Consider the following 25,405-nt stretch of genomic DNA (forward strand, 5'->3'; position numbering starts at 1 on the left):
ATTCTTAAGAATACGTCGATTCATATTTGATTTCAATATCTATTTTACCGGTGCTACCTCGTATTCAGGCTTGGGCGTTCCCATCAGCCATTTGTCGAACCAGCCGACGATGTGCTGTAGCCGTTCGATGCGGTGCCAGGGTTGGCCGGAGCGTGAGAGTTCGTGGCCTTCGTTTGGGAAGCGGACCATGACGGTCGGAATGCGCCGGTATTTTAGGGCGCGGAAGAGCTCTTCGCCGCCAGCTCCGGTCGGTGTGCGCCAGTCGGCCTCGCCTAGGATGAACATCATCGGTGTTTGGATCTTGGCGACGTGCGTGATCGCAGATCGCTGACGAAAGCCCTCGACATCCTCAAACGGTGCTCCCTTGAACCAGCTTGGCTGAAACTGCGCAAAATCGGCCGTGTACCACCAATTTGCCCAGTCCGAGATGTCACGCTGTGAGACGGCAGCGGCAAAACGGTTGGTTTGCGTCACTGCCCAATTGGTCAGCACGCCGCCGCCCGAGCCGCCGGTGATGCCGAGCTTTGTCTCATCGACGTAGCCGCGTTTTATCACCTCATCGACGGCGAGCATGAGATCCTTGTGATCGTCGCCGGGATAATTGTGCTGGATGATATTGCCGAAATCCTGCCCATAACTCGTTGAGCCGCGGGGGTTTGGATAGATGACGATATAGCCTTTGGCGGCCATCCATTGGAATTCGTGATCGAATACGTAACCGTAAGCCGCGTGCGGCCCGCCGTGGATGTTGAGGATCACGGGATATTTTTTGCTCGGGTCAAAATTGGGCGGTTTCTGCACCCAGGTCTGTATCTTCTTGCCGTCAAAGCTCGTGTACCAGACATCGTCCGGCTCGGTAAGGTTGAGTTTCGCGAACAGGGCCTCGTTGACTTTGGTGAGCTGTTTCGACGAACCGCTGGTGCGGTCGAGGATGTAGAGATCGGTGACGACTGTTGGCGTGGATCGCGTGTAGACGATCTTGCCGGCGTCAGGCGTTGGCCGATAGCTCAGGATGGCCTGATCGCCTTTGGTGACGTCGCTCATTTTGCCGGTTGCGGCGTCGAAGATGCCAAGATTCGCACGGCCTTCTTTGGCGTAGCGTTCGATCAACGCCTTTCCGTCGGCGGTCCAGATCGGGCCTCCTCCGCCGCCAGCCCGCGGCGATGCGTTATCGCCACCGACCGCTCCGCCAATGTCGTAATCGAACGCGGTTGTCAGATTCTTTGGCTGTGAATTCGCGGCAACGTCTAACACCCATAGGTCGGGCTGCGTGTAGGAAAGCACCGGCTTTTGCGATGCCGAGGCAGTGAACGCGAATTTGCTGCCGTCGGGACTGAGGACGAGGCCGCCGACGCCCATGTCGATCTTGGTCAGCAGCGTCTGTGTGCCGCCCATGACCGGCACAGAGTAGATCTGTGTGTTGGGTCTCTCATCGTAGTACGGCTCGAAAGTGCGGTTAGTTGTGTAATAGATCCGGGCGCTGTCGCGTGACCAGACAAAGCCGCCTTCGTTAAAGGCTCCGCTGGTCAATTGTTTTGGCTGCGGCTTTTCTTCGGGGCTTTTTGGGGCGGCGATCACCCACAGATGATTGGGTCGGGTCGGGTCGAGATACCCGCCTCCATCCGCACGATAAACGGCACGTGTGATGACACGGACATCGCTCTCGCGGCTGTCCGGCGAAGGAGGCCTGTTGCCGCGGGCCAGGTCTTCAGTCGTCGCGCTGTTGCCGAAGGCAATCCATTTGCCGTCCGGCGACCAAACGGGGCTGCCGGCTCCACGCGGCAGACTCGTAAATGCCCACGAATCACCGCCGGCCATCGACAGCATAAACAGCTGCGGTGCCGCTCCGGCTGCTGGCGTTTCGGGCGATCGGACAAACACCAGCGACTTGCCATCCGGCGACCAACGCGGCGTAGTATCGCGGTTTCCGCCGGTGATGCGTCGAGGCTCTTCGTTTCCACTTGTCGAGACCGACCAGATCGACGTGTCGTAATTTGTCTTTGCGGCATTCACCGTCACCTTTACAAAGGCGACGGTCGAACCGTCAGGCGAGACCTGAGGGTCACCGACCCACGCAAAATCGAACAGGTCCTTTTCAGTGATGTTTCGCTTTTGGGCGGAGGCAGTGACGGCAAAGACAAGGACTACGACGGACAGACGAACCAGCAGTTTTCGCATATACTCTCCAATGTTCGAAATTTGTTACGAGTTATACGGCGAGATTAGCAGTTTGTTCATCCGTTGCAAACCCGTCGGCTTACGGCTGCGGCGGTGCGTCGGCCGATTCAAGCTCCTTGAGCAGTTCGCCAGGTGTCCATTTGTTTCCGGCAAGGATCTTTCTGACGTTGCCGTCAGAGCCGATGACCGCCGTGCGGAGCGAGTGATTGAATTGGGTCTTGTCGTTCGGGTCGATCTCATATCGCAGGCCGAAGAAATCGGCGATCTTTCGCACTTCTTCGTCCTTGCCGACGGCGAGCTGCCAGACCGAGAAATCGGGCTTTGCATCTTTGCCGAGATAGCCGAGGCCGTATGAACGCAGCTTTTCGGGCGTGTCGTTGGCAGGATCGAACGAGATGCTGAGAAGACGGAATTTGTCTTTACGCTGAGGATCAGCCATCAACTGGTTGGCGACGTCGCTGAAATTCGTTGACATCTTGATGCAATATTCCGGCAACGGGCATTTGGCGTAGATGAAGGTAATTGCAAGCGGTTTGCCTTTAAAATCTTTGATCGAGATGCGTTTGCCGTCTTGATTTGTAAGCGAAAAATCAGGCACGGGCTTCCCGATCTGGGCGAAATCCTCATTCACCGGCGGAGCTTCCTGCCCCGGGATCGGAAGTGCGGAAATGCCGATCTTCTCGAGCCAATACGGATCCTTGGCATGTTTATCGACCACGAGTTCGGCCCTGATCTCAGATCCGGGACGCAGATCTTCCCATACCCAATCCTCTTTGATCAAAAAATCCATCGTCATCGCCGGCATAAATCCGGGAATCTCCTCGTGCTGAATATTGGCTGTTTTTGCAGCCTTATCTACTGAAATGACCTTGCCTTTCAGCGGATATCGCTCGACCGAGGCCGAACCATTGGTCGCGGTCGTGCCTGATTTGCACGCAACAAAAAGGAAAACGGAAATAAATAAAAATGTAAGATATCGCATAAATTCAATGATGGAACAGGCGAACTAAAATGTCATCTCGGCCGCAGGTTTTCGTCATAGGCGGCCTGATAGATGCGATAGCTCGACATCACCTTGTAAACATAATCCTTCGATTGCGCATAGACGATCTCGGGCACATAAAGGTCGGGCAGATTTGAACGCGAACGGGCGAGCCAGCGTTTCATATTGTCTTCGCCGCCGTTGTAGCTGGCAGCGACGGCATCGGGCTGCGATGGAAATATCTTGAACAGGTCGGCGAGGTACTGTGAACCGAACAGTATCGCGTTCGGCGGATAATAGAGCTCGTCCTGTTTGAAATTATCACGGCCGAGTTCGGCGGCGACCTTGCTTGATGTCGTCGAGATGAACTGCATCAACCCGCGTGCCGCGGCGTACGATTTAACATTCGGCTGAAACCGCGATTCCTGGCGCATTATCGCCAGCAGCAGTCGCGGATCGACACCACGAGGTGACGCGTATTTCAACAGCGGATCGGCATACGGTGCCGGATAAAGCATCTCGAGCTGGTCACGCGGAATGAGCTCGATGGGATAATCGGCAGGTATCTTCTTCCAAAGCGGCTCGGCAAATGCGATCGCCTTGTCGGCACGGTCGCCGCGTCGATAAAGGTCGGCCGCCGCGACTGGGCTGCCGTTCTTTTCCGTCGATCCGGCTGCCAATGATGCGTCAAATTGCGTTACCGCCTCGTCGTAGAGGCCAAGGAATAATAGTTCATCAAGGCCCGTTCGAGCCTGATCGGCCCTCGCCTCGCTCAAAACGTCTTTGCGGCCAATAACGATCGGTTTGATGTCCTGGACGATCTTATAATTGGGCAGCGCTTTTATCGCGCCCTTCAAGACGTCGAGAGCCTTTTGCCTTAATTCCGGAGCGTCCGTGAGGCGCAGGATCGTTTGGGCATGTCTCCGCCGCTCGTCAGCATCTTTTGCAGACAGGCCATTGCTCAACGATCCGAGTTTTTGCGACACAAATGATCTGGCAGCCTCGTCATTATCGAGCTTTTTCAATCGCTCGGTCGCACGCCAGCCGTAATATTCGTTTCGCCCGTCGGCGATGGAAAGATACACATCGATCGCCTCGGCATAGCGTTTTGACAGCTCGAGGACATAGCCCTTGAGAAACGCGACTTCGGCATGGCTCGTCCCGCCGGGAACCGTTGAGCCGCCGAGGTCCGGAAGCACCGCGAGACGGTCGAGTGCCTGCAGTGCGTTCGGCAGTTCGTTTCGTGAAATATAGATCCGGGATTCAACAAAAAGGGCGACTGCGTCGGCAGTTTTCCCCTTAAATAACTCGCGGGTCTTGGCGAGCCGCGTCAGTGCCTCGATATCGTCGCCTTGATCGCGGAGAATATCGACTATATTCAGGTAGGCACGGTCGAGTTTTTCATCAGCCGGATACTTTTCGATGAACTTTTGATACCGCTTTATCGCCTCTTTCGATTTGCCGACACGGCCGTAAGCGGCGGCGGCCAGCAGCAGGGCGTCCTTGACGACCGGGCTGTCGGGATATTGTTCCTGCAGTCGTTCGTACCACTTAAGTGCCTCGACGTATTCGGTCTGCTGGGCATATCCTCGGCCGATCTGATAGATACAGCCCGGCGTATTCGTGCCAGTCGAAAATCGGCCAATGATCGCCTCGTAATGAAGTTTGGCGTTTGCAAAATCGCGATTGAATTGATAGATATTAGCCCGCCGCAGATGTTCGGCCTCGGTGAGATCCGCGACCTTTTTTCCGCTATTTTCCACTCCGGTCTCGATCAGGTCGAGAGACCTGGCGGCGGACAATGCGACGTCATCAGGCTGCGACGGATCTGGTGTCTCATCGAGCAGACGCGTGAATATCGATCGGGCCGGATCGGTATGTCCACTTCGCAGATAGGCCTCAGCGAGCAGGGCATCGTCCTCGCGAAGGATCCGTGCTATTGCAGCGCTCGACCTGTCGGCGGGCGTTCCGATCGTGTTCGCCGACAATATCCGGATCGTCTCGGCAAAATTTGACGCTTCGAAACTGCTTTTCGCAAGACGCCCGCGAGCTGCAGAGATCAGCAGACTATTTGGCGACTCGATAGACATTTTTGTTAAGTAAAGCCGTTCGAGCAGCAGATTGCCGCTTTGGCGAAAGATCTTGGCGAGATGAAAGAGTGCGTAGGCTTTGAGTATCGAATCACGGTTTGCGACCGCCTGATAATTGGCGACCGCGGTCGCAATATCGCCATCTGATTCAGCCATTCGGGCGAGCAGATAGTCGTAATTGTTCGCTTCGAATACTCTCGCGTTAGCCGTTCGCAACGCACGAAGCTCGGCTGCCGCTGCGGAATATTGCCGAGCACCGACAGCTTGTCTTATTTTGTTGTGTGTCTCAGCAGGGTCGAAGGCGAAAATGCCCGAAAGCGCGGCAAAAACGAAAACGATCAAGAGGCTGACTCGGTACATCAGCCCCATTTTAGCAAATCAATTCGGATTACGGTAAAATCAGATAAAGGTCTATTATGAACGCGAAAATATTGAGCGGAAAGACGTTTGCGGATGCGATCAAGGCCGAAGTTGCTGCCGAGGTCAGCGATATTCGGGAAACTCACGGCTACTCGCCGTGTCTCGTCGTCGTCCGCGTTGGCGAAGATCCGGCGTCGGCGGTCTACGTCGGCAGTAAAGTGAAGACGGCTGAAGAACTCGGGATCATCTCAGAACATTGCCATCTCGATGTCGACACGCCGCATGACAAAGTGATAGCTGTCATCGACGAACTCAATGCGCGCACCGACGTCGACGGCATCCTTGTCCAACTGCCGCTGCCTAAACAGATCGACGAACGAAAGATACTTGAACGCATCGATCCCGAAAAGGATGTGGATGGTTTTCATCCGGTAAACGTCGGCAAACTGACGCTTGGCTATCCGGCCCTCGCACCGTGCACGCCGGCGGGCGTGATCGAGATCTTGAAACGCTCAGGGATAGAGATCGCAGGCAAGCATGCTGTCGTTGTCGGCCGCAGCAATATCGTCGGCAAGCCGATGGCGTCTCTTCTGCTCAAAGAGAATGCGACGGTCACGATCTGTCATTCGCGAACTAGCGATCTGCCGTCGATCACACGGCAGGCCGATATTCTCGTCGCCGCCATCGGGCGAGCAGGCTTCATCCGCCGCGAACACATCCGCGTAGGAGCGACCGTCATCGATGTCGGCATCAACAATCTGACCGACGCGAGCCTTGTCAACGACTACTTTCTGCCTGAGGATATCGAAAAACGTTTCAAAGCGATCGAGACGCGGGGCTTTACGCTGGTAGGCGACGTGAACCCGAAAGATGCAATGGAAACGGCGGCAAATTTCACACCGGTTCCCGGAGGCGTCGGACTGCTGACGGTCGCGATGCTGATGAGAAACACGGTCGAGGCCGCGAAAGCAAGAAGATCAGACTAGCCGCGAAAAGGCATAACAACACTATGAATTTTGAAGAATACCAGTCAGAAGCAAGCCAGACGGCTCTTTATCCGCGGCGAATGGAAAACCTTGAGTATCCGACGCTCGGCCTTGCCGGCGAAGCGGGCGAGGTCGCCAATATCGTCAAAAAGATCCAACGCGACCACGGCGGCGTCATCAATGACGAGATCCGCGGCAAGTTAAAAGACGAGCTCGGCGATGTGCTTTGGTACATTTCGGCCTGTGCTGACGAACTCGGCCTGACGCTCGCGGAGATCGCCGATCACAACGTGGCAAAGCTCGCCAAGCGGCATAACCGGGCGGCATAATGCTGAAAGTTGGCCTCACAGGTTCGATCGCGGTCGGCAAATCGCATGTTTGCAGCGTTTTGCGTGAACTAGGGTGTCACGTACTGGACGCTGATCTAACGGCACGCGAGGTTGTCGCGAAAGGCACGCCCGGCCTCGCATCGATCGTTCGGGAATTTGGCGAGGGCATATTGACGGATACCGGTGCTCTCGATCGTAAAAAGCTCGGAGCGATCGTTTTTGCTGACAAGGAAAAACGCGAAAAGCTCAATTCCATTGTGCATCCGCTGGTTATCGAAGCGCAGGACCGCTGGATCCGCGACGTCGAAATGACCGATTCGCAAGGCATCGCAGTCATCGACGCCGCACTCATGATCGAGTCTGGAGGTTACAAACGCTTTAACAAATTAATTGTCGTCTGGTGCGAAAGCGCGATACAATTGGAAAGGTTGAAGCACCGCGACGGACTGAGCGAATCGGACGCAACACTCCGCATCGCCGCTCAGATGCCGCAGGATGAAAAAAAACAATTTGCCGATCATCTGATCGATACGTCACGCAGCTTTGAGGACACGCGTTCGCAAGTTGCAGAGGTCGTGAAAAAATTGAAGTTGTTTATGGCTGATTAGATGAATACCCGACTGATTGGCACAATTAAGAAACTCACAGGATCCTACGGGTCTTTTTTTGTCTGCGCCATTTTCACCATTGCTGTCTTTTCATCTGCCTGCACGCAGATCGAACCGCCAAAAAAGGAGACTTTCTTTGCGGTCACTACGCCCAAAGCTCAGGAATTCCGCTGGAGCAACGGCAAAATGCCAAAAAGCCTCGATCCGGCACAGGCTTCGGCAGCACCTGAGACCGACATAGTTCGCTCGATATTTGAGGGATTGACCGAGATCGACCCAAAGACACTGAAAGAAGTTCCGGCCGTTGCAGAAAAATGGTCGAGCTCCAAAGATCATCGCGTTTGGACCTTCCATCTCCGAAAAGACGCGCGCTGGTCGAACGGCAAACGGGTGACCGCCGCTGACTTTGTCGCGTCGTGGAAACGCCTCGTCGATCTTGGCGACAAGACGGCCCATCCCGAATTGTTTCGCAACATAGTCGGAATGCATGACCCGAAGGCCGAAGGGTTAGTGCCAATAGAATCGGTCGATTTCGGCCATACACCCTCAGCCGGCACGGCAAATCCGCAGACGGACACCTTGAATTCCAATAATGCCCTGAAATTGCAGAACCAGGTTCCAGTGTCGCCGTCCCCAGTTCCGCAGATCATTACACCGCCAAAGCCGTCAGCTCCAAAGGCCGAACTCAAACCTGTGAAATTCGGCGTCGAGGCTCTGGGCGATCACACGCTCACAGTCACTCTCGAACGCCCCGACAAGGATCTTGCCAAGCTCGTCGCCAATCCGATCTTTCGTCCGGTTTATGGTGACGGCAAGTCGTTTGAGCTCGACCCGATCGGAGTCAACACCGTTACGAACGGTGCGTTCAAATTGACCTCGGCCGGTAAGGACGGCATCGTTCTCGAGCGTTCTGATAGTTACTGGAACAAAGCAAATGTGAGCCTGGACCGTGTCCGATTCGTCCCCAAGGACTCGGCGGACTCGGCTCTCGATGCATACAAAAGGGGCGAGATAGATGCTCTGACCAACGCCGCATTTGAGCCACTTGCGCTCAAGCTGCTGGCGCCTTATGAGGATTTTAGGCAGACGACGCACAGTGCGTTGAACTTTTACGAGGTAAATTCGGCGAACGCTCCGTTCAACGACCGCCGCGTTCGCGAAGCTCTTGCCATCGCCATCGATCGCGAACGTGTCACCGAAGCCGAACTCGACGGTGCAACGCAGCCGGCGATGTCATTTCTACCGCTCGGTGAAAGAAAGCACTCGAAGCTTGCTCTCGATGTCGACAGGGCCAAGCAGCTGCTCGAATTGGCAGGATACCCGAACGGCGAGAACTTTCCAAAGATACGCCTCGTCGTCAACCGCAATGATATCCAGCAGCGTGTTGCCCGTTCGGTTGCAAAGATGTGGAAGCAAAATATAAACCTAGACACCGATATCCTCGTAAAAGATTCGGCCGAGATGGAAGCGGTCCGTGTAGCGGGTGCGTACGATCTCATAAGACGCGGAGTAGTGCTGCCTACGCTCGATGAATCGGTCAGTCTGGCGGCGATATTCGGTATTCGAACGATGGAAATGACGCCCGCGGCCGACAAGGAACCGGCGACCCAAGAATCTCCTTCGCCGACACCGACGACGGAAATGCAATTGACGAGTGAGGGCGGCCCGTCCGGCGAGACAATTCCGCCGGCAGATCCGGCGGCACAACTCGAGCCGTCACCTGCGGCAGAGATCTTTACCGAGCAGGATGCCGTTTACGAATTGAATGCGATACCGCTATATTTTCCGACATCGTATTCGCTTGTAAAGCCGTACGTCAGGGGTTTTGAGATCAACGGCCTAGATGCCGCTTCGCTTAAGGACATCAGCATCGACAGCGATTGGCAGCCGCGGTCATCGAGGGCCGAATAGATTCTCGGGTTTGCATTCTGCGGCGTTTCGCATTAAATTTTTCACACGCTCTCCCTGGGCGGCGTTAGCATCATAAGCCTTTCGTTTGCAACGGTTTCGGTTTTACCAGCTATGGCAGAAAGACGATCCGAACGGTCATATTCATTTCTCGTTTTATTATTGATCACGTCATTATTTGCCGGCTGCTCGACTGCGGCGAGAGGTAAATATTTTGGCAAGACCACGCCGCCGTCTGAGAATGTCCTTCGCTACGTCTCCGGTTCGGAACCCGAAACACTGGACCCGCAGCTTCCCGACGGCCAGCCCGAGGCACGTATCTTCTTGGCCTTGTACGAGGGCCTTGTCGAATACGGCCCGAAAGATCAGCAGCCCGTTCCCTCGATCGCAAAGAGCTGGGAGATCAGCCCGAATGTGGACGAATTCATCTTTCACCTCCGCGATAATGCGAAATGGAGCGACGGAACACCGATCACGGCACGCGATTTTGTTTACAGCCTTCGCCGCGGTTTTGCTCCCGAGACGATCTCGCGAACTGCCGGGCTCGGCTACGCGATCAAATACTCGTCCGAGTTCAACGGTGAAAAGGTCTTTGTTAAGAAAGGCGAAAAATTTTTGACTGTCGCCGATCTCGACCCGAAACCGGCAAAGCCGCAAACGCCGTTCGGCCCCGAGACCGACTTTCATAAGTTCATGCATTCGCCCGACCGCATCACGCTCGAAGGTGACGAAAAAAACGGGCGAAGGAACTCGACGCAGATCCTAAGCTGAAGGCCCTCGCGGATGGTGCGGAATTTGTAAAGGTCTCGGCCGGGGACATCGGGATCGAGGCGATCGATGACTACACATTACGGATAACCCTAAAGCAAAGCGCACCTTACTTCCTCGGATTGCTCGCTCATCAGTTCTTCCGTCTGGTGCCTCAGCATGCGATCGAAGCACACGGCAAAGAATGGACGCGGCCGGCAAATATCGTCACCTGCGGGGCTTACCGCATCAAAGAATACAGACCCTACGATAAGCTGGTCGTAGAACGCGACCCGAACTATTGGGACGCCGCGAACGTCCACCTGGACGGCATCGAATTTTATCCGGTCGAAGAACTTTCGACGATAATGAATCTATATAAGGCCGGCTCGATCGATGCTTTTCTAAATCACACCGTGCCGACATCCTGGATCAATGAGGTGCGGCCCTACAAGGACGAATATCTCAACTTCCCCGAGGCGGCAACGGCGTATTACGCGATGAACATGACCAAGCCGCCGTTCAATGACATCAAGGTGCGGCGAGCCTTCATGCTCGGCCTTAACCGCCAGGCCTTGTCCGATTTTCGCAAGATCACGAAACCGCTCTACGGCAAGGTTCCGTCCGGCATTTTCCCGGATTACGACAAAGCTGTCGATAAGGTCGGCGAAGAGATCCGCAAAGAAAAGAACATAACGCCCGAAGCCTGGGCAAATCGAAACGCTTTTGATGCCGAAGCTGCACGAAAGCTCCTGACCGATGCAGGATTTCCGGTAACAAAAAGCGGCGACACGTATTCGTGTCCGAACTTCCCGACCGACACTGTTGCAATAACGTTCAACACGAACGAGAACAACCGCTCGATCGCCGAATTTATCCAGGCACAATGGAAGCAGAATTTGGGCATTACCATCCAGCTCAAGACGATGGAGTTCAAGACCTTTTTGCCGTATTTCAAATCGCTCCAATACGAGGGTTTCTCGCAGTTCCTTTGGTCCGGCGATTACATGGATCCGTATACGTTCTTGAGCTTGCAGTACGGAGAGGAAAATGAGGGCGGAGCGGGTTTTTATGACGCGAAGTATGACAAAATGCTCGACGACGCCAATGCAGAACTTGATCCGGCAAAGCGTTACGAGATGCTCGCACGTGCCGAATTTTATCTGATGGAACAGCTTCCGATGGTGCCGCTGACGATCAATGCGACCAATTGGTTGAAAAAACCTTACGTCAAAGGTATGTATCCTAATCCGGGCACGCTGATACCGTGGAAATTCGTCTATATCGAACGCGATCAAGCGAAGTGGGCGATGGACGTCGAAAACATCATGACGACGCCGGACGAGCAGGCTGACAAGCAGCTTGCCGATCTGGTGAGTACACAGAAGGCGGCTTCAAAATAGAGCAACTACGATGCTAAGTTTTATATTGCGCAGACTGCTGATCATTGTCCCGATGGCGTTGCTTGTCGTGACGCTGACGTGGGGCTTGATCCGCGTGTCGCCGGGCAATTTCTATTCGGGCGAAAAGAAGCTGCCGGCGGCGGTCGAGGCGAATATCCGCAAGAAATACGGGCTCGACCAACCGTGGTACACGCAGTACGGAATGATGATGTCGAACATCGTCCGCGGCGATTTTGGCGATTCGGTCAAGTATCAAGGGCAATCGGTCAACGAGATCATCCGCCGCCACCTTCCATATTCGGCGACGATCGGGATATTGGCATATTTACTTGCCTTGATCGTCGGCCTGTCGGCAGGGACGATCGCGGCGTTGAAGCAAAACTCCGCATTCGATTACGGTTCGATGTCGCTGGCGATGCTAGGGCTGTCGGTGCCGAACTTCGTTCTCGGGCCGATACTTGTGCTGATATTTGCATTTGGCCTCTATTGGTTCCCGCCTGCCAGATGGGGCGGCGTGTCGAGTATCGTGCTGCCGGTAATAACGCTCGCCGCGATCTACGCGGCATATATCGCTCGTCTGACGCGCCGGGATGCTCGAGGTACTGCGTTCCGATTACATTCGAACGGCCCGTGCCAAAGGGCTCGATGAAAAGACCGTTCTGCTTCGTCACGCATTTCGCGGCGGTATCATTCCGGTCGTTTCGTTTACCGGGCCGGCACTTGCGGCTTTGCTCGCCGGAACTGTTGTTGTTGAGAAGGTTTTCGCCTTGCCCGGCCTTGGCGATATTTTTATTAAATCCGTATTGAACCGCGACGAGCCTCTGATCCTCGGCATCGTTGCATTTTTGTCCATACTGATCATGATCTTTAACCTAGCGGTCGACATCGCTTACGGATATCTCGATCCGCGGATCCGATATGAGTGAGAACGCCGAAATAGTCAAAGGTACGTCGCTGTGGCGTGACGCGTGGAAGCGCCTCAGGCGAAACCGTCTCGCGTTGGCGGGGCTGATCTTTATCACGCTGATGGTCATCGCCGTACTTGCAGGGCCGTCGATCGTTGTCTGGACGACCGGCTATACCTACGACATGATCCCGGGCGATTCGAGTCTGGCACGTTCGCTGCCGCCTTCGCTGCAGCATCCGATGGGAACCGACGATGCCGGACGCGACATGCTCGCTCGCGTGCTGCAGGGCGGACGCATTTCACTGATGGTCGGTATAATCTCGACGATCGTATCGCTATTTGTCGGCGTCAGCTATGGTGCGATCGCCGGATTTCTCGGCGGCCGCATCGACAATCTAATGATGCGCATCGTCGACATCATCTACGCTATTCCGTATATTTTGATCGTTATCGTCCTGCTGTCGGTCTTTGGCGGGCCGAGCACGCCCGAATGGATCAAGTGGCTCTCGACCAATATCGGCGGGGCCGGCAATCAGGCGTTGAGCCAGATATTTCTGCTGTTTTTCGCACTTGGGCTGGTGTCCTGGCTGACGATGGCACGTGTTGTCCGCGGGCAGATATTGTCGCTCAAGAATCAGGAATTTGTACTCGCCGCACGTGCGACCGGCGTTTCGACATTCGGCATAATATTTCGCCATCTGGTGCCAAACGCGCTCGGCCCGGTGATCGTGTATGCGACACTGACGGTTCCGAGCGTGATGCTGACAGAGGCGTTCCTGTCATTCCTGGGCCTCGGCGTACAGGCACCATACGCCTCGTGGGGCAGCCTCGCCGACGCGGGCATTAGGAACCTCGCGATCTTCCCTTGGCAGCTGATCTTCCCAGGTGTGACGATGGCTCTGACGCTGTTTTCGCTGAACTTTTTGGGCGACGGCATCCGCGATGCACTCGACCCGCAGACGAGGAAATTTTAATTGATGGGCAGCAACGGCATGATAGCATCAGATTTCAGATCATGAGATCAATAATTCCCATCTTGATACTCTTGTTCGTTTGCTCTTCGTACGGGCAGGCGACGGCAAAGGCGGACCTGAGCAGGCTTAACGCAGAGCTCGCTGCTGCCTACAAGTCCAAAGATCTGGACGCCGCACTCGGGATCGCCGTGCAAGTTGCCGAGCTCAGCAGTTCGGTCTACGGAAAAGAGCATTTCCAGACCGGTGTTGCAATCGAAAATGTCGGGATAATATATCAGGAAAAGAAAAAATACCGCGAAGCGTTGGATCGTCTGGAGAACGCGAAACGCATCTTCGAAACCGACATCGCTGCAAACAAGGCAAAGATCCTCAACCTGATCTCAAGGATGTCGATAGTTTGTTTTCAAAAGGAAGATAAGAAATGTGAGTCTATTTACTTGTCGAAGGCCCTTGAGTTTGCCAGATCCAATTTTGGACCGGAAAGCAAAGAGACACTTTTGCCTACGATGGATATCGCGACCCGCAATAGTATTGCCGGTGATTTCGACAGTGCTCGTGTGTCCTTTCTGTCAGCGTTTAGGATCGCGTCGCTCAATTTTGGCCCGACGAGCAAAGAAGTCGACAAGGTCGGTGATGCGGTCAAATGTGCATACGGGCGGGACACGACCCCGGATTCAGCCAAGTATGACTCGTTTACCAAGGAGCAATTCCAGATACTCGGTATCAAGCGAAACGACATTTCGACCTTGAATAAGGACGCACTTTTCCTTTACGAACCGGCATACCCAAAATATGTTTGGCTTATCGGGCGTGGAAAGGTGATCGTCAAGGTCATGATCGGCGAAGACGGTTTGGTCGAAGAAGCAAGATCGATCTGCGGCGTGTCAAAAGACCTGGCTGAGATCGCAGAGAAGGCGGCGATGAAGTGTAAGTTTCGCCCAACTATTGTTGACGGAAAGCCGGTTAAAACGAGCGGTGCGATCGAATATAATTTCGGTTCATAATGCGCGGGTGCCGAGCCCGGATGCGGAAATTCTAATTGATGAACAACAGCGGCACAATATTGTCTGTCGATGGCTTGAGGACCTATTTCCACACCGAAGACGGCGTGGTCAAGGCCGTCGACGGCATTTCGTTTGAATTGCAAAAGGGCGAGACGCTTGGCATTGTAGGCGAATCGGGATCCGGTAAATCGGTGACGAACCTGTCGGTGATGCGGCTGATACCCGAACCTCCGGGCGAGATCGCGGGCGGCAAGGTCGTATTTGACGGCATCGATGTTCTGGATCTGCCGATCGATGAAGTGCGAAAGATCCGCGGGCGGCGGATAGCGATGATCTTTCAGGACCCGATGACGTCGCTCAACCCGTTCCTTAAGATCTCGAAACAATTGATGGAGGTGACGCAGCTTCATCTCGGGCATACAAAGCAACAGGCTCGCGAACACGCCATCAAGATGCTCAAGACGGTCGGCATCTCAGACGCCGAACAGCGTATCGATAGCTATCCGCACGAGTTCTCAGGCGGTATGCGTCAGCGTGTGATGATCGCGATCGCATTGAGCTGCGACCCCGAATTGCTAATCGCCGACGAACCGACAACTGCTCTCGACGTGACGATTCAGGCCCAGATACTCGAATTGATCAAAGATCTAAGAACGCGAATGGGTACGAGCGTGATCCTGATCACGCACGACCTCGGCGTCGTCGCCGGAATGACCGACAAGATCATCGTGATGTATGCAGGCAAGGTTTTCGAACAAGCACCAACGCGTGAGCTGTTCGCGACGCCTGCGAATCCATATACAAAAGGCCTGCTTCGCAGCGTGCCAGATCCGGCACACGAGCAAGGCAAAGAACTGTATCAAATTCCGGGCCTGCCGCCTGATGTCGCTCATCTTCCGCCCGGCTGTCCGTTTGCCGAGCGATGCGATCGGGCCGAGGATATTTGCCGTCGCGAATTTCCGCCGTTCGTCGAGATAAATGCGGATCATCACTCACTTTGCCATTTTGCCGGAGACGTTTATCGGGAATCAAAGACCGATGCTGCCGATAGGGCCGCCAACTAAAATTATGAAAAAGATCATTCTTCCGCTCTTGATCCTGCTGATCGCAGGCCTCGGCTGTTCAAAATTCAAAGAATTGACGGGCGGAACCGGAGGCGGCGGTTCGTCGAGCAGCTCATCGACCGCGGGAGCCGATCCAAAGGCTGATATCAGTAGTGCGGCGAACAAGTTCATCGCTCTTCAGTCTTTTTCCGCAAAAATGGAGGGAATGGGCCAGACCGAGATCAAGTCGCAAGTCGATTACGTCGCTCCGGACCGTTTTCACGTTACATATCTCGGCGGAACCGGCGCCGGGATCGAAATGATCATGATCGGCGATCAAATGTACATGAAGTCCGGCGGCAAGTGGACGAAATCGCCGGGAACTGCCGGCTCGATCCCGACGCTTCGCGATTCGTTTACCGAGGAGGGATTAAAGAGCCTGTCCGAGCCTAAATTCGATGGCGAAGAAACGGTCGACGGCAAACCGGCGTACGTTTACAGCTTTAAGAATAAAACGCCGAAAGGTGATTTCGGTTTTAACTGCAAGATGTGGGTCGGCAAACAGTCGGGCTTGCCGATGAAGATCTATGCCACGTACGACAACGGCGTGCTCAAAAATATGACTGTCAATTACGATACCGAGTCTAAGGTCACGATCGAAGCGCCGATACAATAGTTGCCGAAAAGGAATGGAAACGAACGAAAACAACCTGATATCGATCCGGGATCTCGAAGTCTATTACCGCTCCGGCGGCGGCCTGTTCAGTGCCGCAAAAACGGTCAAAGCCGTGGACGGCGTGTCGCTCGACATCAAAAAAGGTGAGACTCTGGGCCTTGTCGGCGAATCGGGCTGCGGCAAATCGACGCTGGGCAAAGCGATCCTGAGGCTGACCGAACCTACTGGCGGACAGGTTTTCTATAACGGTAAAAATCTCGTAGATGATCTGCGGTATTTGGAAATGTTCCAAAAGATCTCAAATGTTTTCGTCTATTTTGGAGCAATTTCGCTAATACTCTTATTCGCAGGTTTTATCTTTTCAGCTTATTTGCCGACGTCATTTTTCTATCCGATGACGCTGGTACTAGTTGGTGTGGCGGTACTGAGTATATTTTTGATAATAGTCATCTTTTTGGTGCAGTCCGTCGCTCATTATCTTTCACAACGAAAGATGCGTGATAAACGGAAAGAACTGCAGATGATCTTTCAGGATCCTTATGCCTCGCTCAATCCGCGAATGACGGTCGGCAATATCATCGGCGAACCGATCCGTACGTTTGGCATCGGCGGCGGCTCGGTCGATGCCCGAGTTCAGGAATTGATGGAGACCGTCGGCCTCTCGCGACGATTTGCGAAACGTTATCCGCACGAATTCTCAGGCGGCCAGCGTCAGCGTATCGGTATAGCTCGAGCTCTCGCCGTCGATCCGGAGTTCATTGTCGCTGACGAACCGATCTCGGCTCTCGATGTCTCGATCCAGGCCCAGATAATGAACCTGATGGAACGGCTCCAGGGTGAAAAGGACCTGACATACCTCTTTATCTCGCACGACCTGCGTGCCGTCCGCCACTTGTCGGATCGTGTCGCGGTGATGTATCTCGGCCGCATCGTTGAGCTTGCCGGCGGCAAAGAGATCTACCGCAACCCGTTGATGCCGTACACTCAGGCACTGATCTCAGCAGTTCCCGTCCCTGATCCTGAGATCGAAGCCAAACGAGAACGTATCATCCTGAAAGGCGATGTCCCCTCGCCGATCGATCCGCCCCGAGGCTGTCATTTTCACACACGCTGCCAGTTTGCGATCCCTGAGTGCTCGGCCGCGTCGCCAAAACTCGTTGAGATCAAACCGCTCCACTTCGCAGCCTGCATGCGAATCAACGCCGAAAACCCAAACATAGCCGAAAACGCCGCCCAAGGACTCGGAGCTATCGGCTCATAAACAGAAAAAGAGGCCCGTTTCGGAGCCTCCTTTCGTTGCTGAACATTTTTTCAAATGATCCATCTATGGTGTTGCCGATCTTGCTTCAGCGTTTCTCAGGGCCTTTATGCGGTTGTGGGCGGCCAGTACAGCATGCGACTGCTGGGCGACGACATCGGCGATGTTCGTCGGCAAAGCGGTGTTCAAAGCGTCGGCGTATGCTTCTTTGGCGTAGTCTTCGCCTCGTTCGCATTCATTGAGGATCGCTTTTTCGTCTTTGCCTGTCACCAGCGATTTGATGTCCATCCATCCGCGGTGAACGGCGGCACTCAAACTGCCCGACTTTTCAGGATCGCCGCCAAGCGACCGAACCAGTTCCTGCAGAACGCCGACAAAATCGGCACGCTGCTGCGAAAATTCGTAGAATACCGTTTTCAGCTCAGACCGCTCGATGCCTTCGGCGGCCACCTTAAAGCCTTCTTGACCGTCCTTGCAGGTCTCGATCAGACCGTTGAGCTTTGAGATGACGTCATCATTCGACGCTGTCGCGTCGTATAACGGAATTGCATCTGTCGTCATTGGCTTAGTTGCTTCGTAATCGTTGATCATATCTATTCCCTCCCTAAAAAATCTATTACATTTTTGAAATGCGACTTTGTCACAACCAAATATTATTAAGTATTGCCGAAAATGAATGTTCGGTATCGAACATTTGGGGGAAATTGGACGGCTTTGTCACCGCCGCACCGGATGAAGGATCAAAACGATGCCGTCGATGGCAAATTCCCATTTTTTCGTGAAATGCGGCCTCCATTAGCCGTTTAAGCTTGCTACAGAACGTGAATTTGCGGTGATGAGTCAGGCGTATTTGCCGGCGATCACGACGTATTATTTCTAATAAACGATGAGTGTTCATCAGGAAATTCCGAGCCGATTGGTGCTGGACCGCCTCGCGGACGAGAGCGGCTTGGCCATTGCCATTGTCGACTCCAGCGGGATCGAGACCTCGGCGTCGAACAACAATTCGATCTGCCGAACGCTCAATCCGGACGGAGAGATCGCGGGCCGCTGCGTCGATTTTTGCGGCAGGGCTCTTGAAAAATCGACTGAATTGGGCAGAAGCGTTGGGTTCGTCTGCCATGCGGGGCTCGACTGCCGGGCGGTGGCGATGACGAGCGATGAACGGCCTGTGGCGGCGATCGTCGGAAGAACTTTCATCAAGTCTGAGAATTACCGCCGTGCGACTGAACGAGCAATGAAGGGTGATTGGCAAGGACACTCGCCAGCCAAACTGTTCGAAAATGTCCTGCTTTCGGGGTCAACGGCACAGATCGATAAGACGATGGATCAGCTGGTCGATCTCGCCGTTACGATCGAAACGGCCGAGGCTGAGCACGAGATCGCCGTAGAAACGCCGATCAAGAAACCGGTCATTTCATTTGAACGAACTCAGGACCAGATCGCAGTTCTGGCCGAAAAGCTTAACGAAGACAGAGCGGAAAAGCCTCAGTTCCCGGACGCCGAGCGTTACCTTGGCCAAATATCAGAACCGGCTGCGGAACCGCAGGCAGAGCCCATTGTTGAACGCTCAAGCGACGTTGCTGCGTGGCGTTCATTTTTTGGCTCGCTACTCAGCAAAGAATATTTGCCCGCTTGCGACGCGATCCTGCAATTTCTCGCTAGCCACTACGGCTTTCGTTCCCTTGTCTGGCTCGAACGCCGTACCACGCGGTTCGAAGATCTAACCGGCTACGGCGCACTCGAAGGCAGAAAAGTGAAGCTCGGCATCGCCCTCGACGATCCGCGTCTGCCTGAGGCAGTCGCCGCGGAGATGCCGGTCGAACTCGTCGAACGCACAAAGGACCCGATGCGATCGCGGACGTTGTGTCTATTTCCGGTTCCGATCGGGAGCGACATCCCGTCGGCACTCGCCATCCTTGATCCGATCAAGGATGAAAAGACCAAACATCAGATCGCACGGCTGTGCCATTCCGTCGCACCTCAATTGGAGATCCTGCGGTTGCGGGGCGAGGTATCGCGGCGTGATTCACTCGCCCGTGCCGTTCGCAAATTCAGCGACAGCCTCAAAACGGTCGATACGGACGATTTTTGGATGCATCTGACGCTGACATCGGCCGAGCTGCTCCAGTCGGAACGTGCATCACTGCTGGTGCTCGACGAAAGGTCAGGTTTGCTCGAGATCAAGGCCGCCGTCGGAGCTCATGCCGATGTTTCGGCTGATCCTGATCCGGGAAGACGCGTGTCACAGATCGTTTTTGAAAAAGGTAAGCCTGCGGTGGTTGCCGACGTCTCGACCACAGGCCTGTTGCCCGCCCCTGATGATCGGCGCTATAAGACCTCGTCATTTATCAGTTCGCCTATCACTCTCGGCGAACGAAACATCGCGGTAATAAATTTTACCGACAAGGCGAGCGGAGCAAATTTTGACAAGACGGATCTGGAATTGATCCGTGCGATCATACCGCAGATCGCCGTTGCGATCGACCGAGCCGGTTTGAAGGAGCGTGCCGGAGAATTTGAACAGCTCGCCGTCACCGACGCTCTGACCGGATTGCTCAATCGCCGGTACATCGAGGAACGCCTGCTCGAAGAAGTGAAGCGGTCGAACCGTCACGGCTATCCAATGAGTTTTCTGATGCTCGATGTCGATCATTTTAAGTCGTACAATGACAATTTTGGCCATCCGGCGGGCGACGAGGCGTTGAAACTCGTAGCCAATGTCGTACGCGATACGCTTCGCGGAGCTGACGTCGCGGCGAGGTTCGGCGGCGAAGAATTTGCCATCTTGCTGCCGCAAACGACCGATGACGAAGCTGCAATGATCGCTGAACGTATCCGCAGCAATATTGAACAGACCCAGTTTCCGAATCGTGCGGTGACGGTCAGCATTGGTGTTGCTAGCTGTTCGAGCGAACTTTGCTCTGTTAAAGGCCTGATCCAGGCGGCTGACGACGCTCTTTACGACGCAAAGCACAAGGGCCGAAACAGCGTCCGGCTGTTTGCCGATATGCCGGGCCGTGAGGGCCACCATTAGATCTATTGATGAAGCACTTTTCTGAACAGCACATTTTTGGCGGTGTCCCTCCTTCGCGTTTTGTCGGCCGCGAGCGTGAGACCGAAAGGCTCCTGAAACTCTCACGGGGGAACGGCGGGCTTGCATTGCTTGCGACGCCGAATTCCGGTTCTTCGGAATTGCTTAGGCAGGTTTTTGACCGTTTGTTCGCCGAACAGGAAGACGTAATTCCTGTATATTTTGCCGTTAAGGCGAGCGACGGCTCGGCTTTGCAGGCGGCACGTCGCTTTCTTCGCGAGTTTCTCGTCCAAACCGTGGCGTTTCGGCGTCGTAATGCGTTCATTCTGGACGCTTCGCCCGATATCAATGAGATCGCCGAGCTAGCAGTTCCGGCTGACGCGTTGTGGATCGACCGTGTGATCGAGACAGCAGGCGAATACGGAAATGACGATGAAATATCACGGTTGCGTTCGTTTTTGAGTTCGCCGATCCGTGCCGCAGCGAGCGGTGCCAGTGTGTTCATAATTGTCGATGATCTGCACGAAACGGCCAATTTATCGGGTGGACAGATATTATTCGAAGCACTCACCGATCTTTTTCGTCGATGCGAATTGCCGTTTGTTTTCTGCGGCCACCGGCGTTTTCTTTATGGCAGAACGCCCTTTGAAACAATGCGGGTCGGCCGCCTTTCATTTGCCGATTCCGGAATTCTCGCTGAATCGCTGGCCGCCGAATACGGCGTTTCGCTCAATGAGCAGACTCGCGACCTGATCGCCGTTCAACTGCAGGGTGATCCGCGATTCATGAACTTCCTGTTCGCGAGTGCCGCAGATAAAAGTGTCGGATTTGATAGTTTTCAGCAAGTTGAGACCGTATATACAGACGAGATCTTCGGCGGACGCATCAGCAGATATTTTGATGCGATATTCGACTCGGTTGCTCCCGATGCCGCGTCGCAATCCCAGTTGCTCGGAATGATCGCGGATCTGCTCAATAGCGACACAAATAAGGCATCACTTGAATTTTGGCAGGCACATACGGATCTCGAATTTGACGGATTCCGACGCGTCATCGCGAAACTAAATGATCTCGAGATCATTTCTACAACCGCAAATTCAGTCGGAGCATCACCTGACAGTATAGTTGCCGCTGATCATATTGCTGCGCGACATCGCCTAAATAAAGAGTCGACCGCAAGGGCGCAGATCGTCGGCGAAGGGCTGACCAACAATATAAGGCGCGCGCCCGGCCTGATGGCAAAGTTTTACCGCCAATTGTCGGCGATCGGCCTGCGAGAAGTGATGAGCCGCTTTGACGGCCGCGAAGTTGCGAGTTCGCTGATCGAATACGGTAATTTCAAGTCGGAGCTGAAGGGCATGTCGGACGCTGAGATGCAGTCTTCGATGACAGCCTCCGAAGAGAAAACGACATTGCCGCAGATCGTCTATACGGCTCACTCTGTCGCATTTTACCCGCAACTCGGTGATCTGATCGATACCGAACGCTCGGCGATCGCACTCGGATTCGAATCGGGCGGCGATAAGGACGAGATCATTTGGATCGCTGCCGAGATCGATTCAAAACTCGAAGCTGCAGCAGACCTCGCCGAATTTTGGTGTGACCGACTGGAAATGGTCGCCGCAAGCTGTGATTTTTCGGCGTATAAGATCTGGCTCGTGGCCCCCGAAGGCTTTTCCGACGACGCTCTTCGCTTGATCGCCGATCGCAACGCCATCGGCTCAAGCCGCCGCCAAGTGGATCTGCTGATATGTCAATTCGACGGTAAAACGATACCGTCGAGCGACACGAACTCGGACGAGTACGAGATCGTCATCCCAATGGGCGAGGACACCGAGATGATCGCCGCCCACACGATCGAGGAGATCGCCAAGCGGCACGATTTTCCCGCAAAAACGATCAATCAGATCAAAACCGCACTTGTCGAGGCATGTATCAATGCCGCCGAGCATTCGCACAGCCCGGACCGGAAGATCTATCAAAAATTCGCTGTGACGGACAAAAAGATCACCATCACCATTTCAAACCGCGGCCTACGGATCGCCGACCGGGCCGCTAAAACCGTCACTTCAGAAACCGGCCGCCGAGGCTGGGGCCTGAAGCTCATACAAGGACTGATGGACGAAGTTAAGGTCGAACAAACCGACGACGGCACGCGAATAACAATGGTGAAATTCGTAAGCCGCTGATCAACTTCCGGTCTCCTCCCATATTAATTGTTGTATTCCGCTTAAGATTGTGCTAAAAATACGGTTCAAGTAGATTCTTCGGCAATTAGCTCTAAGTTAAACAAAGGAAAACAATTACGTGATCGTAGAAAATCTGTACGAGACCGCGCAGTTAAACGCTCCGGATACGGCTGTTGTGCTTGCGGGTGATTACTTAAACAAACTCGCCGGCGAAAAGATCGAGCGCGAATGTAAAACGAAACTCGAAGAAGGTTGTAAACAGCTCGTCGTCGATTTTTCGCAGACCGAGATTATCAACAGCATCGGCATCTCGATACTGCTGGGAGTGATCGATTCTGCAGCAAATACCGGTGCCAAGGTCGTTTTTTCTGAACTTAACGAAGATTCGGTCGAGCTTTTCGAAACCCTCGGGCTGACCAAACACGTTACGCTCGTTTAAGGCGGTGGATAACGAACGAATACAATGATCGAACAACGACACAAGTTGATACACGCGTTTGGCGCACTTTCAGAATTGGGCCAGGAAGTTGCGAATAAGAACAATTTTCAGGAAACGATCCGCACGTCGCTGCACCTGATCTCCGGTGCACTGGGGATAATGCGCGGCGGTGTCGCTCGGTATTCGCGGTTCGGGCATGAGCTGAATATGCTGGCAGTTCGCGGGCTTGGTGACGATTTCCCGCTCAGTTTGTCCCTATGTATGGAGGACGAGCGTCAATTTTTGACCAACGGCCTCAATCCGATCGAGACCTCGCAGGCGAAGGTTCTCCCGTTCTTTCAGGTGTACGACGAGAGTTTTACCCGAAAACGCATCGAGCTGCTGCTGCCGCTGATCGTTCGTGATGAGATCGTAGGTGCCGTGTTTTTGGGTGAAAAGGCGACGGACGAGCCGTATTCGAGCTACGAAAAAGAGATCATCTGCGCAATGGGCCGGCACATCGGCGTCGCTATCGCACAGCGCAATCTCATGGCAGAGATCGAACGCCACTCGGAAGAAAACCGGAAACTTGTCGACGATATGCGAACGACCTATAACGATACGGTCAAGGCGTTCGCGACCGCCATCGATTGTAAAGACAAGTACACCGAGGGCCATTCGGTCCGTGTCGGCAAATATTCTGAGATCATCGCGACCGAACTCGAATGGGGAACGCCCGAGATCGAGGGTGCGGCAGTCGCAGGTTATCTTCACGACGTCGGCAAGTTGACGGTCGAGCGCAAGATAATCAACGCACCGTACCGTATTAACGCCAAAGAATCGGCCGAGCTCAACAAGCATCCAGGTGTCGGCTACGACATTCTCATGCCGATCCATCATCCGTACGCAAACGTTCCGCTTGCGGCAAAATATCACCACGAACGCCTCGACGGACGCGGCTATCCCGACGGTTTGTACGATCGGGAAATACCGTATATCGCGAAAATAGTAAACTTAGCTGATTCGTTCGACGCGATGACGACCGACCGACCGTACAAGGCTAGACGCCCGGCCGCCGACGTCGTAGAAGATCTGCAGCGAAATGCGGGCAAGCAATTCGCTCCGGAATTGGTTACAGCGTTTTTGCGAGGAATGTTAAAAGAGCTGACTGGCGACACCAAGGAAAAACGTTTCCGCCGCCTGCTCGGCCGCGAATATATGGAGGCCGAGGGCATCGTCCCGGCTATTCGCCGCACACTGAATGAAATGGCTCCGACCTCGACTCTGACCTATATAAATGCTGATGCAGGAACCGAAGATCGGCCTTTGCTCTAGTTAGTTTCTAATAATTGCACAAACTTCTTAGCCGCGAGCGACAGATTTCGATCGGAGCGGTGAATAACGCCAACCGAGCGGACCCAATATTTTTCGGCTAGTTCGACGACGGCAAGTGTGCCCGCACGTTTTGCCTCGGTTACGGCGGTCTCGGGGACGATGGCGAGTCCAAATCCGACCTCAACGGCTCGTTTGATGGTTTCGATATTGTCGAACTCAGCTACCTTTTTGACCTCGACAGCATTTTCCTTAAATATCTTGTCCATCGCCTTTCTTGTTGGCACGTCGCGTTCGAACAGCACAAAATCCTCGCCATTCAGATCAGTGACTTTTACCTTCTTTCGTGTCGCGAATTTGTGATCGGGCGGCGCGATCAGAACCAAGCGATTGTCCGGCATCGGAACGATCGTTAGCCCCCGGCGTGGTTCGGGAAAGGCGAGCACGCCTAGTTCGACCGTGCCGCTCAGCACATCGCGAACGACCCTCGTCGTACGCGAATATTCGAGATCGATCTTGGCGGCCGGAAACTTCGTCATAAATTCACGAACCTTTACGGGCAATTCGTGGAGGCCGACACTGTATACGGTCGCCACCTTTACGGTACCGCCGATCTTACCGACGATACCGCGCAGCGACTCTTGCATTTCATCGTAGGCAGCGAGCACTTTCTTCGATTCTTTGTAAAAGACATCGCCGGCGGGCGTGAGTTTGACCTCGCGGCGGCCGCGGACGCGTTCGAGCAGGCGGCGTTTGAATTTGTCCTCGAGTGTTCGTATTTGCTGACTGACGGCCGATTGGGTAATGAAATTTCGTTCGGCGGCAAGCGAAAAGCTCTCGAGATCGACGAGGTCGCAAAATACTTTGAGTGTTTCTATGTGCATTTTAGCTTTTATCTCTCATTAGCATTTCTATTTAATCGCGATTACATTTTTCATTTTATCTTATCTAATATTCGGCATAGTATAAATAGCAGATG

20 protein-coding genes and 2 pseudogenes are annotated in these 25,405 nt (G+C 54.0%); 17 read left to right on the forward strand and 5 right to left on the reverse strand.

Features of this window, described 5'->3' with window-relative positions; all coding sequences use genetic code 11:
- Positions 1 to 39: 39 nt before the first annotated feature.
- The 3 genes from IPK01_03425 to IPK01_03435 all read right to left on the reverse strand — a co-directional run bounded on the left by IPK01_03425 (position 40) and on the right by IPK01_03435 (position 5,619).
- Positions 40 to 2,178, reverse strand: a complete 2,139-nt coding sequence (locus IPK01_03425; protein MBK7932548.1) for a S9 family peptidase — start codon at positions 2,176 to 2,178, stop codon at positions 40 to 42.
- Positions 2,179 to 2,257: 79 nt separating this feature from the next.
- Entirely contained in the window at positions 2,258 to 3,160 is a 903-nt protein-coding gene (locus IPK01_03430; GenBank protein MBK7932549.1) for an SCO family protein, read from the reverse strand.
- A 32-nt stretch (positions 3,161 to 3,192) separates the two neighbouring features.
- The gene (locus IPK01_03435; GenBank protein MBK7932550.1) at positions 3,193 to 5,619 is read right to left on the reverse strand and encodes a transglycosylase SLT domain-containing protein; all 2,427 of its coding nucleotides are present in this window, start codon (positions 5,617 to 5,619) and stop codon (positions 3,193 to 3,195) included.
- Positions 5,620 to 5,666: 47 nt separating this feature from the next.
- Here IPK01_03435 and folD point away from each other — a divergent pair, with 47 nt between their 5' ends.
- The 13 genes and pseudogenes from folD (at position 5,667) to IPK01_03500 (ending at position 17,456) form a co-directional block, all read left to right on the forward strand.
- Positions 5,667 to 6,596, forward strand: a complete 930-nt coding sequence (folD, locus tag IPK01_03440) for a bifunctional methylenetetrahydrofolate dehydrogenase/methenyltetrahydrofolate cyclohydrolase FolD (GenBank protein MBK7932551.1) — start codon at positions 5,667 to 5,669, stop codon at positions 6,594 to 6,596.
- 23 nt (positions 6,597 to 6,619) lie between these two features.
- Positions 6,620 to 6,925 (forward strand): nucleoside triphosphate pyrophosphohydrolase family protein, encoded by a 306-nt coding sequence (locus tag IPK01_03445; protein MBK7932552.1) that lies wholly within the window; start codon positions 6,620 to 6,622, stop codon positions 6,923 to 6,925.
- A complete protein-coding gene (locus IPK01_03450; protein ID MBK7932553.1) occupies positions 6,925 to 7,533 on the forward strand; it encodes a dephospho-CoA kinase in 609 nt (202 codons plus the stop codon). Before IPK01_03445 ends, IPK01_03450 begins: the two co-directional genes overlap by 1 nt.
- The gene (locus IPK01_03455) at positions 7,534 to 9,444 is read left to right on the forward strand and encodes a peptide ABC transporter substrate-binding protein (protein MBK7932554.1); all 1,911 of its coding nucleotides are present in this window, start codon (positions 7,534 to 7,536) and stop codon (positions 9,442 to 9,444) included. It begins immediately after the preceding gene.
- Between the two features lie 111 nt (positions 9,445 to 9,555).
- Positions 9,556 to 10,212, forward strand: coding sequence for a hypothetical protein (locus IPK01_03460; protein MBK7932555.1), 657 nt, complete (start codon positions 9,556 to 9,558; stop codon positions 10,210 to 10,212).
- Positions 10,209 to 11,591: a peptide ABC transporter substrate-binding protein gene (locus tag IPK01_03465; protein ID MBK7932556.1), complete on the forward strand. Its 1,383-nt coding sequence runs from the start codon at positions 10,209 to 10,211 to the stop codon at positions 11,589 to 11,591. The genes IPK01_03460 and IPK01_03465 overlap by 4 nt, the downstream gene beginning before the upstream one ends.
- 10 nt (positions 11,592 to 11,601) lie before the next feature.
- Positions 11,602 to 12,517: pseudogene (locus IPK01_03470) on the forward strand (ABC transporter permease).
- Positions 12,510 to 13,472: an ABC transporter permease gene (locus IPK01_03475; protein ID MBK7932557.1), complete on the forward strand. Its 963-nt coding sequence runs from the start codon at positions 12,510 to 12,512 to the stop codon at positions 13,470 to 13,472. Before IPK01_03470 ends, IPK01_03475 begins: the two are co-directional and overlap by 8 nt.
- 41 nt (positions 13,473 to 13,513) lie before the next feature.
- Complete coding sequence (locus tag IPK01_03480) at positions 13,514 to 14,476, forward strand: tetratricopeptide repeat protein (GenBank protein ID MBK7932558.1); 963 nt, start codon at positions 13,514 to 13,516, stop codon at positions 14,474 to 14,476.
- Between the two features lie 38 nt (positions 14,477 to 14,514).
- Complete coding sequence (locus tag IPK01_03485) at positions 14,515 to 15,540, forward strand: ABC transporter ATP-binding protein (protein ID MBK7932559.1); 1,026 nt, start codon at positions 14,515 to 14,517, stop codon at positions 15,538 to 15,540.
- Between the two features lie 4 nt (positions 15,541 to 15,544).
- Positions 15,545 to 16,195 carry a hypothetical protein gene (locus IPK01_03490; protein ID MBK7932560.1) on the forward strand — a complete coding sequence of 217 codons (651 nt, stop codon included), beginning with the start codon at positions 15,545 to 15,547 and terminating at the stop codon, positions 16,193 to 16,195.
- 13 nt (positions 16,196 to 16,208) lie between these two features.
- Positions 16,209 to 16,460: pseudogene (locus tag IPK01_03495) on the forward strand (ABC transporter ATP-binding protein).
- An 18-nt stretch (positions 16,461 to 16,478) separates the two neighbouring features.
- Positions 16,479 to 17,456, forward strand: a complete 978-nt coding sequence (locus tag IPK01_03500) for an ATP-binding cassette domain-containing protein (protein ID MBK7932561.1) — start codon at positions 16,479 to 16,481, stop codon at positions 17,454 to 17,456.
- 63 nt (positions 17,457 to 17,519) lie between these two features.
- Here IPK01_03500 and IPK01_03505 read toward each other — a convergent pair whose 3' ends face one another.
- A complete protein-coding gene (locus tag IPK01_03505) occupies positions 17,520 to 18,014 on the reverse strand; it encodes a PA2169 family four-helix-bundle protein (GenBank protein MBK7932562.1) in 495 nt (164 codons plus the stop codon).
- Positions 18,015 to 18,339: 325 nt separating this feature from the next.
- Between IPK01_03505 and IPK01_03510 the strand changes: the two genes are divergently transcribed.
- The 4 genes from IPK01_03510 to IPK01_03525 all read left to right on the forward strand — a co-directional run bounded on the left by IPK01_03510 (position 18,340) and on the right by IPK01_03525 (position 24,429).
- Positions 18,340 to 20,490: a diguanylate cyclase gene (locus IPK01_03510; GenBank protein MBK7932563.1), complete on the forward strand. Its 2,151-nt coding sequence runs from the start codon at positions 18,340 to 18,342 to the stop codon at positions 20,488 to 20,490.
- A gap of 8 nt (positions 20,491 to 20,498) precedes the next feature.
- The gene (locus IPK01_03515; GenBank protein ID MBK7932564.1) at positions 20,499 to 22,676 is read left to right on the forward strand and encodes an ATP-binding protein; all 2,178 of its coding nucleotides are present in this window, start codon (positions 20,499 to 20,501) and stop codon (positions 22,674 to 22,676) included.
- Between the two features lie 118 nt (positions 22,677 to 22,794).
- The gene (locus tag IPK01_03520) at positions 22,795 to 23,115 is read left to right on the forward strand and encodes an STAS domain-containing protein (GenBank protein ID MBK7932565.1); all 321 of its coding nucleotides are present in this window, start codon (positions 22,795 to 22,797) and stop codon (positions 23,113 to 23,115) included.
- Positions 23,116 to 23,139: 24 nt separating this feature from the next.
- Entirely contained in the window at positions 23,140 to 24,429 is a 1,290-nt protein-coding gene (locus IPK01_03525) for an HD domain-containing protein (GenBank protein ID MBK7932566.1), read from the forward strand.
- Here the strand turns inward: IPK01_03525 and IPK01_03530 are convergent.
- Positions 24,426 to 25,310: a LysR family transcriptional regulator gene (locus IPK01_03530; GenBank protein ID MBK7932567.1), complete on the reverse strand. Its 885-nt coding sequence runs from the start codon at positions 25,308 to 25,310 to the stop codon at positions 24,426 to 24,428. The genes IPK01_03525 and IPK01_03530 overlap by 4 nt on opposite strands.
- Between the last annotated feature and the right edge of the window lie 95 nt (positions 25,311 to 25,405).

It is taken from the genome of Acidobacteriota bacterium (assembly GCA_016713675.1).
Classification (GTDB): domain Bacteria; phylum Acidobacteriota; class Blastocatellia; order Pyrinomonadales; family Pyrinomonadaceae; genus OLB17.

Excerpts from the sequence above, each read along its gene's own strand:
- IPK01_03510 (MBK7932563.1), top strand. The coding sequence starts at position 18,340 with ATGAGTGTTCATCAGGAAATTCCGAGCCGATTGGTGCTGGACCGCCTC.
- IPK01_03425 (MBK7932548.1), bottom strand. The coding sequence starts at position 2,178 with ATGCGAAAACTGCTGGTTCGTCTGTCCGTCGTAGTCCTTGTCTTTGCC.
- IPK01_03455 (MBK7932554.1), top strand. The coding sequence starts at position 7,534 with ATGAATACCCGACTGATTGGCACAATTAAGAAACTCACAGGATCCTAC.
- IPK01_03515 (MBK7932564.1), top strand. The coding sequence starts at position 20,499 with ATGAAGCACTTTTCTGAACAGCACATTTTTGGCGGTGTCCCTCCTTCG.
- IPK01_03480 (MBK7932558.1), top strand. The coding sequence starts at position 13,514 with ATGAGATCAATAATTCCCATCTTGATACTCTTGTTCGTTTGCTCTTCG.
- IPK01_03505 (MBK7932562.1), bottom strand. The coding sequence starts at position 18,014 with ATGACGACAGATGCAATTCCGTTATACGACGCGACAGCGTCGAATGAT.
- IPK01_03445 (MBK7932552.1), top strand. The coding sequence starts at position 6,620 with ATGAATTTTGAAGAATACCAGTCAGAAGCAAGCCAGACGGCTCTTTAT.
- IPK01_03475 (MBK7932557.1), top strand. The coding sequence starts at position 12,510 with ATGAGTGAGAACGCCGAAATAGTCAAAGGTACGTCGCTGTGGCGTGAC.
- IPK01_03525 (MBK7932566.1), top strand. The coding sequence starts at position 23,140 with ATGATCGAACAACGACACAAGTTGATACACGCGTTTGGCGCACTTTCA.
- IPK01_03460 (MBK7932555.1), top strand. The coding sequence starts at position 9,556 with ATGGCAGAAAGACGATCCGAACGGTCATATTCATTTCTCGTTTTATTA.
- IPK01_03530 (MBK7932567.1), bottom strand. The coding sequence starts at position 25,310 with ATGCACATAGAAACACTCAAAGTATTTTGCGACCTCGTCGATCTCGAG.
- IPK01_03490 (MBK7932560.1), top strand. The coding sequence starts at position 15,545 with ATGAAAAAGATCATTCTTCCGCTCTTGATCCTGCTGATCGCAGGCCTC.
- folD (MBK7932551.1), top strand. The coding sequence starts at position 5,667 with ATGAACGCGAAAATATTGAGCGGAAAGACGTTTGCGGATGCGATCAAG.
- IPK01_03435 (MBK7932550.1), bottom strand. The coding sequence starts at position 5,619 with ATGGGGCTGATGTACCGAGTCAGCCTCTTGATCGTTTTCGTTTTTGCC.
- IPK01_03500 (MBK7932561.1), top strand. The coding sequence starts at position 16,479 with ATGTTCCAAAAGATCTCAAATGTTTTCGTCTATTTTGGAGCAATTTCG.
- IPK01_03485 (MBK7932559.1), top strand. The coding sequence starts at position 14,515 with ATGAACAACAGCGGCACAATATTGTCTGTCGATGGCTTGAGGACCTAT.
- IPK01_03430 (MBK7932549.1), bottom strand. The coding sequence starts at position 3,160 with ATGCGATATCTTACATTTTTATTTATTTCCGTTTTCCTTTTTGTTGCG.
- IPK01_03450 (MBK7932553.1), top strand. The coding sequence starts at position 6,925 with ATGCTGAAAGTTGGCCTCACAGGTTCGATCGCGGTCGGCAAATCGCAT.